Origin of the sequence: Catenulispora sp. GAS73 (assembly GCF_041262085.1) — a bacterium.
Classification (GTDB): Bacteria; Actinomycetota; Actinomycetes; order Streptomycetales; family Catenulisporaceae; genus Catenulispora.
Window position 1 is genome coordinate 128,001 of sequence record NZ_JBGCCM010000022.1, and the last position, 17,020, is coordinate 145,020.

The 17,020-nt window shown below is 70.7% G+C and carries 13 protein-coding genes; 6 read left to right on the plus strand and 7 right to left on the minus strand.

All coding sequences use genetic code 11. From position 1 onward, the window contains the following. Positions 1-9: 9 nt before the first annotated feature. From ABH935_RS30435 to ABH935_RS30445, 3 genes are all read left to right on the plus strand, one after another. The gene (locus ABH935_RS30435; protein WP_370381380.1) at positions 10-1,371 is read left to right on the plus strand and encodes a KamA family radical SAM protein; all 1,362 of its coding nucleotides are present in this window, start codon (positions 10-12) and stop codon (positions 1,369-1,371) included. A 45-nt stretch (positions 1,372-1,416) separates the two neighbouring features. Next, on the plus strand, positions 1,417-2,619 hold the full coding sequence (locus ABH935_RS30440; RefSeq protein ID WP_370381381.1) for an ROK family protein: 1,203 nt from the start codon (positions 1,417-1,419) through the stop codon (positions 2,617-2,619). A 592-nt stretch (positions 2,620-3,211) separates the two neighbouring features. Beyond that, complete coding sequence (locus tag ABH935_RS30445) at positions 3,212-3,640, plus strand: GtrA family protein (RefSeq protein WP_370381432.1); 429 nt, start codon at positions 3,212-3,214, stop codon at positions 3,638-3,640. Positions 3,641-3,680: 40 nt separating this feature from the next. Here ABH935_RS30445 and ABH935_RS30450 read toward each other — a convergent pair whose 3' ends face one another. Continuing rightward, the gene (locus ABH935_RS30450; RefSeq protein ID WP_370381382.1) at positions 3,681-5,636 is read right to left on the minus strand and encodes a glycoside hydrolase family 9 protein; all 1,956 of its coding nucleotides are present in this window, start codon (positions 5,634-5,636) and stop codon (positions 3,681-3,683) included. Between the two features lie 157 nt (positions 5,637-5,793). Between ABH935_RS30450 and ABH935_RS30455 the strand changes: the two genes are divergently transcribed. From ABH935_RS30455 to ABH935_RS30465, 3 genes are read left to right on the plus strand one after another with little or no spacing between them, the layout of a single operon-like run. Further along, on the plus strand, positions 5,794-6,285 hold the full coding sequence (locus tag ABH935_RS30455) for a hypothetical protein (protein ID WP_370381383.1): 492 nt from the start codon (positions 5,794-5,796) through the stop codon (positions 6,283-6,285). A gap of 2 nt (positions 6,286-6,287) precedes the next feature. Beyond that, the gene (locus tag ABH935_RS30460; protein ID WP_370381384.1) at positions 6,288-7,421 is read left to right on the plus strand and encodes an epoxide hydrolase family protein; all 1,134 of its coding nucleotides are present in this window, start codon (positions 6,288-6,290) and stop codon (positions 7,419-7,421) included. An 18-nt stretch (positions 7,422-7,439) separates the two neighbouring features. Beyond that, on the plus strand, positions 7,440-8,009 hold the full coding sequence (locus ABH935_RS30465) for a hypothetical protein (RefSeq protein ID WP_370381385.1): 570 nt from the start codon (positions 7,440-7,442) through the stop codon (positions 8,007-8,009). A 45-nt stretch (positions 8,010-8,054) separates the two neighbouring features. Here ABH935_RS30465 and ABH935_RS30470 read toward each other — a convergent pair whose 3' ends face one another. The 6 genes from ABH935_RS30470 to ABH935_RS30495 all read right to left on the minus strand — a co-directional run bounded on the left by ABH935_RS30470 (position 8,055) and on the right by ABH935_RS30495 (position 16,956). Beyond that, positions 8,055-8,942 carry a DsbA family protein gene (locus ABH935_RS30470; RefSeq protein ID WP_370381386.1) on the minus strand — a complete coding sequence of 296 codons (888 nt, stop codon included), beginning with the start codon at positions 8,940-8,942 and terminating at the stop codon, positions 8,055-8,057. Positions 8,943-9,157: 215 nt separating this feature from the next. After that, on the minus strand, positions 9,158-11,311 hold the full coding sequence (locus tag ABH935_RS30475; RefSeq protein ID WP_370381387.1) for a 3-hydroxyacyl-CoA dehydrogenase NAD-binding domain-containing protein: 2,154 nt from the start codon (positions 11,309-11,311) through the stop codon (positions 9,158-9,160). Positions 11,312-11,328: 17 nt separating this feature from the next. Then, positions 11,329-12,549 carry an acetyl-CoA C-acetyltransferase gene (locus tag ABH935_RS30480; protein WP_370381388.1) on the minus strand — a complete coding sequence of 407 codons (1,221 nt, stop codon included), beginning with the start codon at positions 12,547-12,549 and terminating at the stop codon, positions 11,329-11,331. A 39-nt stretch (positions 12,550-12,588) separates the two neighbouring features. Further along, positions 12,589-13,752 carry an acyl-CoA dehydrogenase family protein gene (locus ABH935_RS30485; protein WP_370381389.1) on the minus strand — a complete coding sequence of 388 codons (1,164 nt, stop codon included), beginning with the start codon at positions 13,750-13,752 and terminating at the stop codon, positions 12,589-12,591. A gap of 31 nt (positions 13,753-13,783) precedes the next feature. Beyond that, positions 13,784-15,241 (minus strand): TetR family transcriptional regulator, encoded by a 1,458-nt coding sequence (locus ABH935_RS30490; RefSeq protein ID WP_370381390.1) that lies wholly within the window; start codon positions 15,239-15,241, stop codon positions 13,784-13,786. A 71-nt stretch (positions 15,242-15,312) separates the two neighbouring features. Continuing rightward, a complete protein-coding gene (locus ABH935_RS30495; protein WP_370381391.1) occupies positions 15,313-16,956 on the minus strand; it encodes an APC family permease in 1,644 nt (547 codons plus the stop codon). Positions 16,957-17,020 lie beyond the last annotated feature (64 nt).

A 17,020-nucleotide genomic window follows, 5' to 3' on the forward strand; every position in this document is an offset into this window, starting at 1 on the left:
CGTCAGGCTGTGCAGCACACCGCCGCCGGCCGCTCGGCCGGCAACCGGTTCCAGGCCCTGGGCCCGAACCGGCTGGACGACATCGCCGCGAAGTACGGACTCCGATCCCGACTCCGCGAGAGCGTCCGCCTGTTCTCCCTGGTCCTGCCCTTCCGGGTCAACGAGTACGTTCTCAGTGAACTGATCGACTGGTCGCAACCGGACGCCGACCCGATCTTCCATTTGTTCTTCCCGCAGCCCGGCATGCTCTCCCCCGACGACGAGGCGTTGCTCACCCGGGCCCGCGACGGCGGCGACGCCGGGGAGCTGGCGCGGGCGATCGCGGGCATCCGGGCCGGGATGAACCCGCATCCGGAGCACCAGCAGGACCTGAACGTGCCCGGCGACTCCGCCGGCCCGATCCCCGGCGTCCAGCACAAGTACGAACAGACCCTGCTGTACTTCCCCTCGGCCGGCCAGACCTGCCACGCCTACTGCACGTACTGCTTCCGGTGGGCGCAGTTCGTCGGCGAGCCGGAGCTGCGGTTCGCGGCCCCCGAGCCGTCCCGGACCGTGGAGTACCTGCGGCGGCACCCGGAGATCACCGACGTGCTGGTCACCGGCGGGGATCCGATGGTGATGACCGCCGAGCGGCTGCGGCGGCACCTGGAGCCGTTCCTGGCCGTGGAGTCGCTGCAGACCGTGCGGATCGGCACCAAGTCGGTGGCCAGCTGGCCGCACCGGTATGTCACCGACCACGACGCCGACGCCACGCTGCGGCTGTTCGAGGAGATCGCCGAGGCCGGCAAGACCCCGGCGGTGATGGCGCACCTGAGCCACCCGGTGGAGCTGGAGCCGGCCATCGCCCGCACCGCCCTGGCGCGGATCCGCGACACCGGCGCGGTGGTCTACTGTCAGGCCCCGGTCATCGGCCGGGTGAACGACGACGCCGCGGCCTGGGCCCGGCTGTGGCGGGCCGAGCAGCGCGCCGGGGCCGTGCCGTACTACATGTTCGTGGCCCGCGACACCGGCCCGCGCGACTACTTCAAGGTGCCGCTGGCGCGCGCCGCGGAGCTGTTCCGCGACGCTTACAGCACCCTGCCGGGCCTGGCCCGGACGGTGCGCGGCCCGGTGATGTCCACGACCGGCGGGAAGGTCGTGGTCGACGGCGTGGCCGAGGAGCCCGGCGGTGGGAAGTTCTTCGAACTGCGCTATCTGCAAGCGAGGGATCCCCGGCTGGTGGGCAGGCCGTTCCGTGCTGTTTACTCAGCAGATGCCGCTTGGATCGACGACCTCGAACTCGTCCCCGGAACCCCCGCGGACATCCGCAGCGCGGTCACGGCCGGGGGCGACGCCGGGTACGGCTCCGGCGGCGAGGACGGCGAGGATTGAGGGCCGATGATCGACCAGCCCGAACCGGTTCCCTATCCTGGGACGATGAACACATCCGGCGCGCGGCCGACCCCGGCCCCGGCCACCTCGGCCACGGTCCGCGAGCTGAACCTGCGCACGGTGTGGCGCGTGATCGGCGAGAACGCGCCGATCTCCCGGGCCGAGATCTCGCGCGCCACCGGGATCTCCAAGCCCACCGTCTCGGCGGTCCTGGAGGACCTGCTGCAGATCGGGCTGGTGGTGGAGACCGCCGACGCCTCCCGCGGCTTCACCTACGGCGCGGTGTTCTTCAAGCCGCGCCCGGAGGCGGCGCACGCGGTGGCCTTCGACGTCGGCGCCCGCCACCTGCGCGCGGCGCTGGTCGGCCTGGACGGCGCCGAGGTGCTGCGCCGCGACGCCGAAGTGGACGGCCTGGACGCCGACGCCATGGTCGGCGCGGCGGTCCAGCTGGCGAAGGAGCTGGTCAAGACCGCCGCCGTGGACCCGGCCTCGGTGAAGCACGCGGTGATCGGCGTCCCCGGCGTGGTGGACCGCCGCGACGGCCGGGTGTCGCAGGCGGCCAACGTCAGCGGCATGGAGGGCTTCGCCGCACGCGAGAAGTTCAGCGAGGCCCTGCAGACCCCGGTCACGGTCGAGAACGACATCAACCTGGCGGCGCACGGCGAGTACGCACGCGGCAGCGGAGGCAGCGCCGACAGCTTCCTGTTCCTGTCCATCGGCACCGGCGTCGGCGCCGGCCTGGTCCTCGGCGGCAACCTGGTACGCGGCTTCAAGGGCGCGGCCGGCGAACTCGACAGCGCCTTCGAACCCGACTTCGTCGAAGGCCCGGACGGCCTGGAGCCGGAAGTCCCGACGTCGATGGACCCCTGCGCCATGGCGATCCTGCAGTACGCGGCGGACAAACTCCCCGACGAACACGACCTGGCCATGGAGCGCGTCTTCGAACTGGCCCGCGCCGACGACGCCGGGGCACTGGACGTGGTCCGCGAAGAGGCGCGCCGGATCGCGAACTACGTCGCGGTGGCCGCGGCGGTGGTGGACGTGGAGCTGGTGGTACTCGGCGGCGGGATCGGACTGAACGGCGACCTGCTGCTGGCACCGGTGGCCGAGCGGCTGGCGGTACGGCTGCCGTACCCGCCGCGGCTGGAGACCTCGGCGCTGGGCAGCGGCGCGGTGCTGGCCGGGGCGGCGGCGCTGGCGGCTTCGCTGACGGTGGAGCAGCTGATTCGGGACTACTTCCGGGGCTAGGTGCCGCGCTGTGCCGGCCGGAAAGCCTGTCGGCGGTAGCGCAGCGCGCAGGCGGCGAGGCTTGGCGCGGCAGCAGCAGCAAGATCGGCGGCAACACCTACGAATTGCGGCAGCCTGCGAGGCTAAGGCGCTGCGCAAGCAAGCAAACCAATCGGCAGCTCGGCGGCGCCACGGGCGCGCGCGGGGCCAGACTGCGGCAGGCAGCACAAGGTACTCCAGCAAGCGGGCGGCGAGGCTAGGCGCGGGGCTGATGGCCGGTGCGGTGAGCACTGCCGAACTGCGGCAGCACACGCGAGGCTAGGCGCGGGGCTGACGGCCGGTGCGGTGAGCACTGCCGAACTGCGGCAGCACGCGCGAGGGCAGACGCAGGCCTGGCGGCGGCCCCAGCCAGCACCACCGGCGAGCCGTGGCGAGGCCTGGCGCGCGCCGATCGAAGCCCAGCTCAGCGCCCCGCGAGAGCGACCTGTTGCCGAATGTTCGCGAAGAAGACCGCTCGGGCCACTACCCTGCCCGGGTGGTTCAGGAGAACGTCGCCGTCCAGTCCCCGTCGGCCGAGCGCGCGGCGCGCCGGGGTCGGCGCTTTCATGCGTTGATGGTCGCGGTCGTCGCCAGGCTGCCCTTTGGGCTTTCGCGCGTAGTCGCGCCGAGTCTGCTGGGGTTCGCCGTCATCAACGGGTTCACCTTCTCAGTGGACCTCGTGTTGCTGACGCTGGCGCACCGCGTGCTGCACTGGCCCTATCCGGCGGCGGTCACCGTCTCCTACCTCGCCGCGTTCGCGCTGAGCTTTGTGCTGAATCGGGCGTTCAACTTCCGGTCGCACGGTGCGCTTGGGGCGCAGACCACGCGGTATGCGGTGGCCGTCGGGGTCAACTATCTGGTCTTCGTGCTCGGCGTCGGCAGTGGGCTGACGTCGATCGGGGTTGGGTTCGCGGTGGCGCGCGTCGTTTCGGGGCTTGCCGAGGGTATCTACATGTACTGCGTGATGCGCTGGGTGGTGTTCCGGAACGCCGACGGCCCCTGATCCGCCAGCATCAGGGGCCGCACTCGCACGCCGCGCGGGCTCAGCCGCCCAGCGTCTCCTGCATCGCCGCGCCGAGGACCGCCGAGCCGGTCATGTCCAGCGCCGGTTCGTCGGTCTGCCAGGAGCGGACGTCGTCGGAGAAGCGGCTGCTGCGGCCGGTGAACTTGTTGTACGCGTCCGTCCCGCCGACCGGGCACTGCTTCATCCCGGTCTGGTAGGAGCCCAGGCCGCCGGCGAAGTTGCTGGTGTTGTTCGGCCCGTTCATCACCGCGCCGGTCGCGATCGCGCCGGTGCCGGTCAGGCTCCCGGACAGGTTCGCCACCTGCTGCTGCATGCACTTCGGGAAGTTGCTGCCCTCCCCGACCATGAACGCCAGCCCCCACGCGTTGGCCCCCAGCAGCCAGTCGCGCTGCTCGGTGGCGAACGCCGCGAACGAGGTGTCCCCGCTGGCCTGCCGGTACAGCGCCTCCTCGGTGAGGAACCCGAAGGTGTGCGCGTCGACGTCGAAGTCGGCGTAGTTACCGCCGGCGTGGAAGACGTCGGAGGCCGCCTTGCTCGCCGCCGACTTCACCTGACGCTTCAAGTCCGCGGTCAGCGCGGCCGGAGTGACCGCCAAGCCCGAGGGGCTGCCCGCGGCGGCGATCGCCTTGATCAGGTCGGCGTGCGCCAGGGCGCTGTTGTCGTACAGGTTGAACGTGTCGCCGGTGTCAGAGGCCAGATAGTCCTTGGCATAGGTGGCCGCCTGCGACAGGTACGAAGACGAGCTGTGCCCCAGCTTCTGCGCCGCCAGCGCGAGTTCCGCGCCGCCCAACTCCATCGCGTCGTGCCAGATCGGCTCGGGGTAGTACGCGTTCGGCAGCGCCGTGGTCAGCGGGTTCGGCGGGGCGCTGGTGTCGGCCTGGGCGTAGACCGAGGCGGCGGCCCGGTACTCGGCGGCGGCCTGCGTCGGGTTGCCGGCGGCGTCCACCTGCGCGGCCAGGGCGAACGCGGCGGCCACGCGCCCGGCGATGTTCGGACTGATCTTGCCACCGGGGCTCGCGGCCAGGAACGCCGGACGGTGCGCGGCGGCGTACCGGTCGGCGGTGGCGGTGTCGCCGTCGTCCTTCTGGGGCAGCCGCCACAGGTCGTGGTCGCCGAAGAACGTCCCGGCGGAGTTGCCCGTGCCGATGCCGACCTGCAGCACCAGTGTCTTCGTGCTCTGATTCCAGGCCTTGTTCAGCCAGGTCTCGCCGTAGTGCGCCTCGGCGGACAGCGTGGCCGGGGCCGCGGAGCCCAGGGCGCGCTGCGCAGCCAGCAGCGTGATGTCGCCGAAGGCCTCGTTGTTGGAGAACTTCAGGTAGTCCCCGGCGTCGAACCAGCCCCCTGAGACGTCGACCGTGCCGCTGAGCTTGGTCAGGTCCGAGGTGGTGATGGTGTCCGAGCCGCCGGCGGCGAACGTCGGCCAGGCGTAGACGCTCGCCGAGGAGTCGTGCAGGTGCGAGGGCTGCCGGTTCAGGGCGCCGGCGATGACGTCCGAGCCGTCGCGCTGGGTCTGGAAGAAGGTGACGCCGTCGGCGACGAGCTTGCCGTACAGCGAGCCGGCGCTGGTCACGGTGAACGACGGCGAGGTGCCCGCGGCGCTCCCGGCGACCTTGATGTGGTACGTCCCCGGGGTCTTCAGCCCGCTGAAGACGATCGGGTAGACGTCCGGGTAGGCGGTGTTCCACTTGCCGAGGCTGGTCCCGCCGACCTTGCCGGTGAACACGGTCGCCCCGGCGGCGTTCAGCACCGAGAACGACGCCCCGGACACCGCCGCGCCGGTCATCAGGTACGCCTGCTTCACGTCGCCGGCCAGGAACCCGGCCTGGTCCACCCGGACCAGCCCGGTGGTGGCGGCCTGCGCGGGCTGCGACAGGACGGTCGCGGTGCCGACCGCCAGACCGGCCAGGCCGACGGCGGTGAGCGCGGCGACGGCCTTGCGGTGGCGGCGGATACGTGGTCGTGCCCTGGAAACCATGGGTGCCCCCTCCTTAGTTAGGAAAGGTTCCTAACGAGACGTGCGGTGAACCTACCCAGGGCACCGCACGCCGTCAAGGGTCTGAATCGGCCCGGAACAGACGACGCCGCCACGCTAATGTGGACGAAGGCCTGTAAATGAACGGTGGGGGGTGGACATGGCCGATCACACGAGTGCCCGGACCAGGGGTGGACTGGCACTGATCCTGACGCTGCTGCTGGTCTTCGCCGCGGCGTGCAAATCGACCGCCGATTCGAGCTCGGGTTCGGGCTCGGGCTCCTCGGGAGGCTCATCCGGCGGCACGACCGTGGTGGCCTCCTCGGCGTCGACGACCGGTGACGCGCAGAAGATCTGCGGGGCCCCGCCCTGCGTACGCTTCATCTCGCGCGGCGACACCAGCACCCTGTCCAGCACGGTCTCTGCCCACCCGATCCTGAGCACGGTGGCGCTGCACGCGGCGGTGATGGTGCTGTGCGGCGGGATCCTGTGCCTGCTCGGCGAGGGCATCAGCCTGGATTACTTGGCGCACGCGGCAAAAGACGCGGCGAACCAGCACGCGTGCCTGAAGGTGAACATCCTGTCCGATAATGACAAATGGAAGCTGATGAGCCTGAGCACGTCGAACCAGAGCCCCTACTGTACGGACTGAGCATGCGCGTTGATCCGTTCGCCATCGCTGTGCCCGACGCTGTACTGACCGATCTGCGCGAGCGGATCGCCCGGACCCGGTGGCCGGACCCGGCGCCCGGCGATGCCTGGAGTCAGGGCGTCGAGGCGGGGTATCTGCGAGAACTGCTGGCGTATTGGGCCGACGGGTTCGACTGGCGCAAGGCGGAGCGTGAGCTCAACCGGTATCAGCACCGGGTCGCCGAGGTCTACGGGACGCCGATCCACTTCGTGCATCACCGTGGTGGCGACGAAGGCGGCAGCGACCGGATCCCGCTGATCCTCACCCACGGCTGGCCGAGCACCTTCGCCGAGCTGCTCGGGCTGGTCGACCGGCTCGGCGACCGGTTCGACCTGGTCGTGCCCTCGCTGCCGGGCTACGTCTTCTCGCAGCGGCCGGCGCGTGCCGGTGTGGACCGGCGGTACGTGGCGGGCCTGTGGCACGAGCTCATGCAAGGACTCGGATACCAGCGGTACGGGGCGTGCGGCGGCGACTTCGGCGCTGGCGTGGCCACGCAGATGGCGCTGGTGGAGCCCGAGCGCGTGATCGGGATCCACTTGAGCACCCCGGAGCTGGCGCCCTACACCGGCCCCGGCTCCGCACCGCTGACACCACAGGAGCAGGCGTACGTCGAGCATCTGGAGCGCTGGGAAGAGACCGAGCGCGGCTACAGCGCCGTACAGTCGACGCGCCCGCAGACCCTCGGCTACGCCCTGAACGACTCCCCCGCCGGGCTGGCCGCGTGGATCCTGGACAAGTGGCGCTCCTGGTCCGACAGCGGCGGCGACCTGGACGCCACCTTCGGCCGCGACAGCCTGCTGACCATGCTGACCCTGTACTGGGCCACGGACTCGATCACCACCTCGATGCGCGACTACTACGACAACCGCTGGCACGGCAGCCCGATCGGCCCCGCCGACCAGGTGCGCGTGCCGACCGCGATGGCGGTGTTCGCGAACGAGTTCGTGCCCGAAGGCGAAGTCCCGCGCTCGTGGTACGAGCGGCTGTACCGGATCGAGCGCTGGACGGTGTTCCCGCGCGGCGGGCACTTCGCGGCGATGGAGGTGCCGGACGTGCTGGCCGCGGATATCGGGGAGTTCTTCGACGGGTTGCGGTAGGGCAACCTGAGCATCAGGTTGTTCGAAACCGGCGGGTCGATCATGCTGTACGGCGTGCTCACGGTACGGATGAACGATGCGGCGGCGGTGTCGCTGGGCCCTGACTTCCCGCTGGGCGAGGCCCCGCCCGCCAAAGCGCCCCGGCTGCACCAGCTGCTGGCCGAGGGCGTGGTACGGCGCGACGAGGTGATCGTGCTCGCCAGGCACCGCGATCAAGCCGGCGGCGCGCCGGGCGGCTTCGGCGACCTGACCGGTTGGGAATGCGGCACCAACAGCTTCCACCTCGACGACGTCATCCCGGTCGAGCGCCGCTTCCGGGCCGACGGCGAACCCGTGATCGGCGAAGCGGATCAGGCGCTGTTGTTACGACACGGGCTCTGGTTCGCCGTGCGCGTGGCCCACCTGGTGGCCGCGCTGGAAGCCACGGTACCGGTGTGCTGCATCGTCAGCACGAACAGCACCGGCGGCACGTTCCGCCTGCATTGCGCGCGGCCCGGTCAGAGCTGGCTGGCCGCGGATCTCGACGGCTACGCCACCGAGAAGATCATCGCCGTCGACTTCTCCCCCGCCGAGCATGATCCATCGTAAAGCCGGGACCGGATCCGGCGGGGGAACCGGCCCCGACGACTGGAATCAGGCCCCTGCGGCAGCCAGGGCCTGAGTGAACGAGGTCGCCATGCCCCCGGAGGTCGGCACGTTCCACTGCGTACCGTTGATGAACACCGACGGGACGCCGACCAGCTTGCCGGAGCCGTACTCGGCGGCGTACGTGCTGTCGATCGAGGCGCCGTACGGCTGCGTCCGCACGCAGTCCTCGAACGTCGGGCTGTCCAGTCCGGAGACGGTCTTGGCGATGCTGATCAGCTCGTTGGGATCGGCGAAGGCGTCGGTACTCTCGCTCGGCTGCGCGGCGAACAGCGCCTCGCGGTACGGCTGGAACTTGAACGCCTGCAGCGCGCAGCTGGCCGCGTTGCCGGCAGCCAGCGAGCCCTTGCCGCCGGTGTTGTGGTCGATGAGGTCGACCGCGTGGAACTCGACCTTGATGCTGCCGGCGCCGAGCTTGGAGGAGATCACCGGCTGGATCTGGTCGTGCACCTGCTTGCACACCGGACAGCGGTAGTCCTCGTAGATGACGACCCGCACCTTGCCCACGCCGACGATCACCGTCGCGTCCTTCCCGGCCACCGACCCCGGCCCGGACGCCGACGCCGACGTCGACGCACCGGACGACGGCGCGGCGGACGTATGGCCGGCGGCAGCAGAGCTGGCGGTACCGGTGGCACCGGAATGCGCACCGCTCGGCGCCGCGCCGGACGCACCGCCGATCCCCGAGCCCGCCCCGGAGCTCACCGCGACCCCGGCGCCCGGTCCGGTCGCGGGATCGGTCCCCGCCCCGGTGTCGGATCCGCTTCGGGATCCGGTGGCCGAGCCGGCTTCGGTGCCGGTCCCGGAGCCCGCGCCGCGATTAGTCGTGCCCTGCGACGCGCAACCCGCCATCAGGACGCCGGAAAGTATCAACACAGCTAGTCTCCCCCTCATGGCTAGCCATGCTAGAGGGCAGACGGCCAATTATCACAGCACAGTGCGAATTTGCCCGACGCAATCCAGGGAACCGGCGGCGCCGCTCGACAAACGCCGCGCGCAATCGTAGAGCGCCGGGTCCGGCGCCAGGCGGTCTTGCCACGCCGCTCGCCTGGCGCCGAAATCGGCCCTGTTCAGAGCCATCCAGAGCGCTCCTACTCGATCCGCTCCCCGCGCTCGGCCTTCTCGACCAGCGACTGCGGCACCGCGAACCGCTCCCCGTACTTCTCGTGTAGCTCCTTGGCGCGCGCCACGAAGCCGGTGACGCCGCCGTCGTAGCCGTTGATGTACTGGATCACGCCGCCGGTCCAGGCCGGGAAGCCGATCCCGAGGATGGAGCCGACGTTCGCCTCGGCGACCGAGCGCAGCACGCCCTCGTCCAGGCAGCGCACGCTGTCCAGCGCCTCGGCGAACAGCATCCGCTCCTGCATGTCCTGGAACGGGATGCCGACGTGCGGCGGGAACGCCTCGCGCAGGCCCGGCCACAGGCCGACGCGCTTGCCGTCGGCGTAGTCGTAGAAGCCGGCGCCGGCCGAGCGACCGCCGCGGCCGAACTCATCGACCATGCGGTTGATCACGCTCTCCGAGCCGTGCTCGACCCAGTCCTGCCCGGCGGCGGCGCGCGCCTCGTTGCGGATCTTCTGCGGCAGCGTGAGCGTCAGCTCGTCCATCAGCTGCAGCGGCGGCGCCGGGTAGCCGGCCTGCGAGCCCGCCTGCTCGATGGAGTTCGGGCGCAGGCCCTCGTTCACCATCGCCACCGCCTCGTCCAGGAAGCGGCCGATCACCCGGGAGGTGAAGAAGCCGCGGCTGTCGTTGACGATGATCGGCGTCTTCTTGATCTGCCGGGCCAGGTCGAAGGCCTTGGCGATGGCCGCGTCCGAGGTCTGCTCGCCGACGATGATCTCCAGCAGCGGCATCTTGTCCACCGGCGAGAAGAAGTGCAGGCCGATGAAGTCCTCCGGCCGCTTGACGGCTTGCGCCAGGCCGGTGATCGGCAGCGTGGAGGTGTTGGAGCCGAGCAGCGCGTCGGGGGCGACGACGTCCTGGATCTCGCCGAACACCTTGCTCTTGAGCTCCGGGGACTCGAAGACGGCCTCGATCACCAGGTCAGCCCCGGCGGCGTCGGCAGCGGTGGCGGTCGGGCGGATCCGGGCCAGGACCGCGTCGGCCGCCTCGCGCGTCATCTTGCCGCGCGAGACCGCCTTGTCCAGGATCCCGGCCGAGTACGCCTTGCCCTTCTCGGCGGCCTCGACGCTGACGTCCTTCAGCACGACCTCGATCCCGGCGCGCGCGCAGACGTAGGCGATACCGGCGCCCATCATGCCCGCGCCGAGCACCGCGACCTTGGTGGCCTGCCATGGCTCGTAGCCCGCGGGCCGCGAGGCGCCGTTGGTCACCTTCTGCATGTCGAAGAAGAACGCCTGCGTCATGTTCTTCGCCACCTGGCCGGTGACCAGCTCGACGAAGTACCGCGCCTCGACGGTCAGCGCGTTGTCGAAGTCCAGGCGCGCGCTCTCGACGGCGGCGGCCAGGATGTTGCGCGGCGCCGGGTAGTTCGCGCCCTTGAGCTGCTTGCGCAGGTTCGCCGGGAAGGCCGGCAGGTTCGCGGCGAACTTCGGGTTCTTCGGGTCGCCGCCGGGGATCTTGTAGCCGGGCACGTCCCAGGGCTGCTTGGCCTCGGGGTTGGCCAGCACCCAGGCCTTGGCGGCGGCCGACATCTCCTCGGGCGTGGCCACGACCTCGTGGACCAGGCCGTTCTCCAGCGCGGCCTTCGGCTTGTAACGCTGGCCCTGAAGCAGGACCTTGAGAAGGGCGTCGGCGATGCCGAGGAGGCGCACCGAGCGCACCACTCCCCCGGCACCGGGCAACAAGCCGAGTGTGACCTCGGGGAAGCCGATCTCGGAGCCCTTGGCGTCCAGCGCGACGCGGTGGTGGCAGGACAGCGCGATCTCCAGGCCGCCGCCGAGCGCCGCGCCGTTGATCGCGGCCGCGACCGGCTTGCCGAACGTCTCCAGGCGCCGCAGCAGGGCCTTGATCTGCAGGTTGCGCGCCATGATGTCGGCGGCGTCCTCGGGCCGAGCCTGAATCAGCTCATTGAGATCGCCGCCGGCGAAGAAGGTCTTCTTGGCGCTGGTGACGACGACACCGGCGATCTCGTCCTTCTCGGCCTCCAGCCGATCCAGGACCGGTCCGAGGGCTTCGACGAACGCCCGGTTCATGGTGTTGGCCGACTGGCCGGGCGCGTCCATCGTCAGGGTGACGACGCCGTCGGCGTCCCGCTCCCAGCGGATGTGGTTCTGCTCGCTCATGTTCCTCGTCCCCGCCCTCAGACCCGCTCGACAATGGTGGCAATGCCCATACCGCCGCCGACACACAAGGTGACCAGGCCCCGGCGCAGGTCCCTGCGTTCGAGCTCGTCCACGATCGTGCCGATCAGCATCGCGCCGGTGGCGCCCAGCGGGTGGCCCATCGCGATCGCGCCGCCGTTGACGTTGACCTTCTCCAACGGCAGGCCCGCGCCCATGTCGCGCACGTAGCGCAGCACCACGCCCGCGAACGCCTCGTTGATCTCCACCAGGTCGATGTCCTCGATGCTCAGACCCGCCGTGGCCAGCGCCTTCTTCGAGGCCGGCGCGGGACCGGTGAGCATGATGGTGGAGTCGGCGCCGGAGACCGCGGTGGCCAGGATGCGGGCCCGCGGCGTCAGGCCCGCGGCCTGCCCGGCGTGCTCGTTGCCGACCAGGACCAGCGCGGCGCCGTCGACGATGCCCGAGGAGTTGCCGGCGTGGTGGACGTGGTCGATCTTCTCGACCCAGTGGTACTTCTGCAACGCCACGGCGTCGAAGCCGCCGAGGTCGCCGATCGCCTCGAAGGAGGGCTTCAGGCCCGCCAGGGTGTCCACAGTGGTACCGGGGCGGATGAACTCGTCCTCGTCCAGGATCGTCAGGCCGTTGCGATCGCGGACCGGGACGACCGACTTCTTGAAGTGGCCGGCGGCGCGGGCGGCGGCGGCCAGCTCCTGGGAGCGGACGGCGAACTCGTCGACATCGGTGCGAGAGAAGCCCTCAATCGTGGCGATCAGGTCGGCGCCGATGCCCTGCGGGATGAAGGAGATGTCGTAGGCGGTCTCGGGGTCCTCGAACCAGGCGCCGCCGTCGGAGGCCATCGGCACGCGGGACATCGACTCCACGCCGCCGGCCAGGATCAGATCCTCGCCCAGGCCCGAGGCGACCTTCTGCGCGGCGGTGTTCACCGCCTCCAGGCCCGAGGCGCAGAACCGGTTGAGCTGGACGCCGGCGGTGGTGTCCGGGAGCCCGGCGACCAGCGCCGAGACCTTGGCTATGTCCGAGCCCTGCTCGCCGATCGGCGACACCACGCCGAGGATGACGTCCTCGATCAGCGCCGGGTCCAGGTTCGGGTGGCGCGCCTGGATCTCCTCGATGAGGCCGACCATCAGGGAGATCGGCTTGACGGTGTGCAGCGAGCCGTTCTGCTTGCCCCGGCCGCGCGGTGTCCGGATCGCGTCGTAGACGTACGCGTTCGACATCGCTGTTCCTTTCTTTTCGGCTGTCCTGTGTCCGGTCCGCTACAGCGAGCGGGCGATCAGTTCCTTCATGATTTCGTTGGCACCGCCGTAGATGCGTTGCACGCGGCCGTCGGCGAAGAGCCGCGCGATGGGGTATTCGAGCATGTAGCCGTAGCCGCCGTGCAGCTGCACGCAGCGGTCGACGACTTCGGTCTGCCGGTCGGTGATCCAGTACTTGGCCATGGAGGCGGTGGTGGCGTCCAGGCCGCCGTCGAGGTGCTTCTCGACGCAGTCGTCGAAGAACACCCGGGCCACGCGCGCGATCGTGGCGCACTCGGCGAGCTCGAAGCGGGTGTTCTGGAGCTTGAACAGCGGCCGGCCGAACGCTTCTCGCTGCTTGGTGTAGGCGACGGTGTGGTCAACGGCGGCTTCCAGCATGGCCATGCCAGCGGCGGCGACCAGCAGGCGTTCCTGCGGGAGCTGCACCATGAGCTGGATGAAGCCCTGGCCCTCGACGCCGCCGAGCAGGTTCTCGGCCGGGACGCGCAGGCCGTCGAAGAAGAGTTCGGCGGTGTCGGTGCTGTGCTGGCCGACCTTCTTCAGGACGCGGCCGCGCTGGAAGCCGGGTACTTCCGGGCCGGTGTGACCGGCGTCGCCGACCTCGGCGACCAGCAGGGAGACGCCGTGCGCGCCTTGGGTGGTGTCGGTCTTGGCGACGATGACGATCAGGCCGGCGGTGTGGCCGTTGGTGATGAAGGTCTTGGCGCCGCTGATGACGTACTCGTCGCCGTCGCGGACCGCCTTGGTGGCGACGTTCTGCAGGTCCGAGCCCGTCCCGGGCTCGGTCATGGCGACCGCGCCGACCAGGTCACCGGAAGCCATGCGCGGCAGCCAGCGGCGCTTCTGCTCCTCGGTGGCGTAGGCGTTGATGTAGTGCGCGACGATGCCGGCGTGCACGATGATCGCCATCGCGCCGGCGCCGGTCCGGGTCTGCGCCTCGACGATGGCGACCTCGTGCGCGAAGGTCCCACCCCCGCCGCCGTACTCCTCGGGGATCGAAGCGCACAACAGCCCGACCTTCCCGGCCGCCTGCCACATGTCCTTGCTGGGGAAGCCCTGCGCCGCGAACTCCTCTTCCCGAGGCAGCGCCTCATTGGTGAAGAAGGACGTCGCCAGCTCCCGCAACGCCTCCACGTCCTCACCGGCCCAGGACGACCTGCTCATCTGCAGCTCCATATCTGCCGAGGCCCACAGCCTAACGGCGATTAACATCGCGCGCCCGGCACGTCGGTGTCAAGAGCACCGCGAGCATCAGCGCCCGCAACCGCCCGGCAAGCCCGGAGCGCTCCAGCAGCCGCCGGGTCCGCGCGGTGTCGTTGACGACGGCGAACGCCGCGAGCACCCGGATCCGGACCTCCTCAGGCGACGCCCCGGGATCGATCGAGGCCAGGAGCCCGGCCCAGTGCGCGGCATAGGCACGCTGGAAGCGCCGGGTCTCGGCGCGATCGCGGTCGGGCAGGTTGTGGCCCTCGGTGAAGTAGGCGGCGACGAGGTCTCGGGAGGTGAGGACGGTGGTGACGTAGCGGGTGGCCAGGTCGGTGAGGGCGGCTAGGGCAGCGGTGGGGTCGGTTTCGGCGACGGATTCGCGTGCGGCATCGGCGGCAGGCTGCTCGGCACCCGAGCTCGGCTCGCCGGTCGCGGCAGCAGATGCGCGAGAGGTGTCGGCGGGCTGCGCAGGATCTGGGCTGACCGCGGCTCCGGCGCTCGGCGCGGCGGCGGCGTGTGCTGTGCCAGCGGCGAATTCGCGCGCGGTATCAGCGGTATCAGCGGTATCAGCTGCGGGCGCGACATCGGCTCCGGCGCTCGGCGCAGCGGCGGCCATCGCGGCCTCACTCTCGGCGAGGTCCTGCCGAAGCCGCTCCCCGATCCGCTCCGTGATCGTCCGCAGCAGCTCGGCCTTCCCCGCGAAGTGGCTGTAAACACTCGGCCCGGCAATCCCCGCCGCCGCCCCGATCTCGTCCAGCGTCACCTCGTGGTACCCGCGGTCCCAGAACAGTCGCGCCGCCGCCGCGAGAATCTGCTCCTTCCGATCCCCCGCCGCCGGCTCGTGGGCCCTGTCGTCCTCGGCCACCCCCGCGAACTCCACCCCCGCCACGTCCATCGCGATCCCCGCCAGCAGCTCCTCGAACGCCGTGCGCGGCAGCCGGACCCGGTGGTCCGAGATGCTGCCCATCACGCTCATCGCCGCCCACGAGACCAGCTCCGCGTCCGCCGGCTCCAGCGCCGGCCGGAGCACGCGCAGCTCCGCGACCGCGGCGTCGGAGGCCGCCCCCATGCGCTTGGCCAGCTCGGCCGCGTCCTGCGGGGCCAGGTGGCGGTACTCGCGGCGCCACATCACGCCGAACTCCGGGCGCCGGATCACGAAGGCCGCCAGGTCGCGGTACGTCCGGCGCAGCCGCTCGGCCGGGTCCGAGGTGCCGGCCAGGTCGGCGGCCAGGACCCGGGCCATCTCGTCGAAGCCCGAGCGCACCACCTCGGCGAGGATCGCCTGCTTGCCGGGGAAGTGCCGGTAGATCGCCGGCCCCGACAGGCCCGCGGCCGCGGCGATGTCGCCGACGGTCACGTTGTGGTAGCCGTCGCGGGCGAACAGGCCGGCGGCGATCGCCGTCAGCTGGTCGCGGCGTGCGCTGGTCCGCGGGGTCCGGGTCGTCATGCCGCCAGCTTGATCCCGGGCCGCCGCCGCTGACAAGGCCGTGCCCGTCGGACTTCGGTGCCCGCCGGGCCTCAGTGCCCGCCGGCGTCGATCACGGCGACGTCCGCGACGTGCGCCCGGATCCGCTCCGCCGGCAGCGCCACCGCCTTGGCCCAGTAGTAGATCACCAGACTCAGCGCCGCGACCACGACCAGCGACCACCACTCGTTGAACCACGGGTGCTTCATCGGACCGAACGCGCTGGTCCACACGATGATCCCCATGGCCAGCAGGTACGGCAGCAGCCACTGCGCCGCACGCAGCTCCAGCGGCGGGTGCGCGGGGTTCAGGTGGAAGATCCGGGAGATCGCCAGCAGCACGTAGCCGATCACGATCGCGACCCCGAGCCGCCAGTCCGTGGACCAGCCGGCCCACAGGATGATGTAGTTCGCCACGATGAACGCGAACGGCGACAGCAACTCCCCGGCGCGCAGCCGGTAGGGCCGCTCGACGTCCGGCAGCTTCTCCCGGAACACGCCGAAGGCCAGCGGCGCGCCGGCGTACATCAGCACGCTGGCGGAGGTGATGAAGGACACCAGCTGCTGCCAGCTGGGGAACGGCAGGAAGCAGATGCAGCCGACGACGAAGGCGGTGAGCATCCCCAGCCACGGCACGCCGCGCTCGGTGACGTACTCGTACTGCACCGGCACGTAGCCGTTCTTGCTCAGGCCGTACGTGATGCGCGAGGTCGACGTCGTGTAGATCAGGCCGGTGCCGCCGGGGGAGATGATCGCGTCGATGTACAGGATGGTCGCCAGCCACCCCAGGCCCACCAGCGTCGCCAGCCCCGCGAACGGCCCGCTGATGTTCTTGTAGTCCAGGTGCGCCCACCCGGCGGCGAACGTCGCGGCCGGCAGCGCGGCGATGTAGACCACCTGCAGCAGGATGTAGATCGCGGCGCCGATCAGGATCGACAGGATCGTCGCGCGCGGGATGTCGCGCTTGGGGTTGCGCGACTCGCCGGCCAGCTGGATCGCCTGCTCGAAGCCGAGCAGCGCGAAGATGATGCCGGAGGTCGACACCGCCGTCATGATGCCGTGCGCGCCGAAGGGCATGAAGCCGCCGCCGGACTTGGCGGTGAAGTTCGAGCTGTGGAAGTGCGTGAACGCCAGCACGAAGATCGTGAACAGCGGCACGCCGACCTTCCACCACGTCGCGGCGTTGTTCACGGCGGCCAGCTTCTGGATCCCGAGGAAGTTCACGGCCGTGAACACCGCCATCAGGAAGATCGCGACCAGCTCGCCGTAGCCGGTGAGCGTGCCGTCCTTGTGCTGCCAGCTGTCGGCCCACGAGTAGTGCTGCGCGTAGCCGATCATGGCCTGCACCTCGATCGGCGGCACGGTCACCGCCTGCAGCCACGTGAACCACCCGAACGAGGCTCCGGCCGCGCCGCCGAAGGCGTAGTGCGGGTAGCGCGCGGTGCCGCCGGCGACCGGGAACATGCCGCCGAGTTCGGCGTGCACGAACGCCAGCGCGATGATCGCCACCGCGGCGATGCCCCAGCTGATCAGCGCGGCCGGGCCGGCCGCGACCAGCGCCTTCTGCGCGCTGTACAGCCAGCCCGAGCCGATGATCGAGCCTTCGGAGGCCCACAGCAGGCCGATCAGACCGATGTCGCGCCGCAGGTGGGTCGAGTGGTTTCCGGACGCCCCGGGGGCCGCGTCTTGTACCGCCATAGTCGGGGTGTGGTCTGAAAGGGTGCTTTTGTAACCTTTCTGCACCCGAACGGGTCACCCCGGG

Bases quoted from the DNA above. Each gene is read 5' to 3' on its own strand.
- ABH935_RS30440 (WP_370381381.1), top strand. From the start codon at position 1,417: ATGAACACATCCGGCGCGCGGCCGACCCCGGCCCCGGCCACCTCGGCC.
- ABH935_RS30445 (WP_370381432.1), top strand. From the start codon at position 3,212: ATGGTCGCGGTCGTCGCCAGGCTGCCCTTTGGGCTTTCGCGCGTAGTC.
- ABH935_RS30450 (WP_370381382.1), bottom strand. From the start codon at position 5,636: ATGGTTTCCAGGGCACGACCACGTATCCGCCGCCACCGCAAGGCCGTC.
- ABH935_RS30455 (WP_370381383.1), top strand. From the start codon at position 5,794: ATGGCCGATCACACGAGTGCCCGGACCAGGGGTGGACTGGCACTGATC.
- ABH935_RS30460 (WP_370381384.1), top strand. From the start codon at position 6,288: ATGCGCGTTGATCCGTTCGCCATCGCTGTGCCCGACGCTGTACTGACC.
- ABH935_RS30475 (WP_370381387.1), bottom strand. From the start codon at position 11,311: ATGAGCGAGCAGAACCACATCCGCTGGGAGCGGGACGCCGACGGCGTC.
- ABH935_RS30480 (WP_370381388.1), bottom strand. From the start codon at position 12,549: ATGTCGAACGCGTACGTCTACGACGCGATCCGGACACCGCGCGGCCGG.
- ABH935_RS30485 (WP_370381389.1), bottom strand. From the start codon at position 13,752: ATGAGCAGGTCGTCCTGGGCCGGTGAGGACGTGGAGGCGTTGCGGGAG.
- ABH935_RS30490 (WP_370381390.1), bottom strand. From the start codon at position 15,241: ATGACGACCCGGACCCCGCGGACCAGCGCACGCCGCGACCAGCTGACG.
- ABH935_RS30495 (WP_370381391.1), bottom strand. From the start codon at position 16,956: ATGGCGGTACAAGACGCGGCCCCCGGGGCGTCCGGAAACCACTCGACC.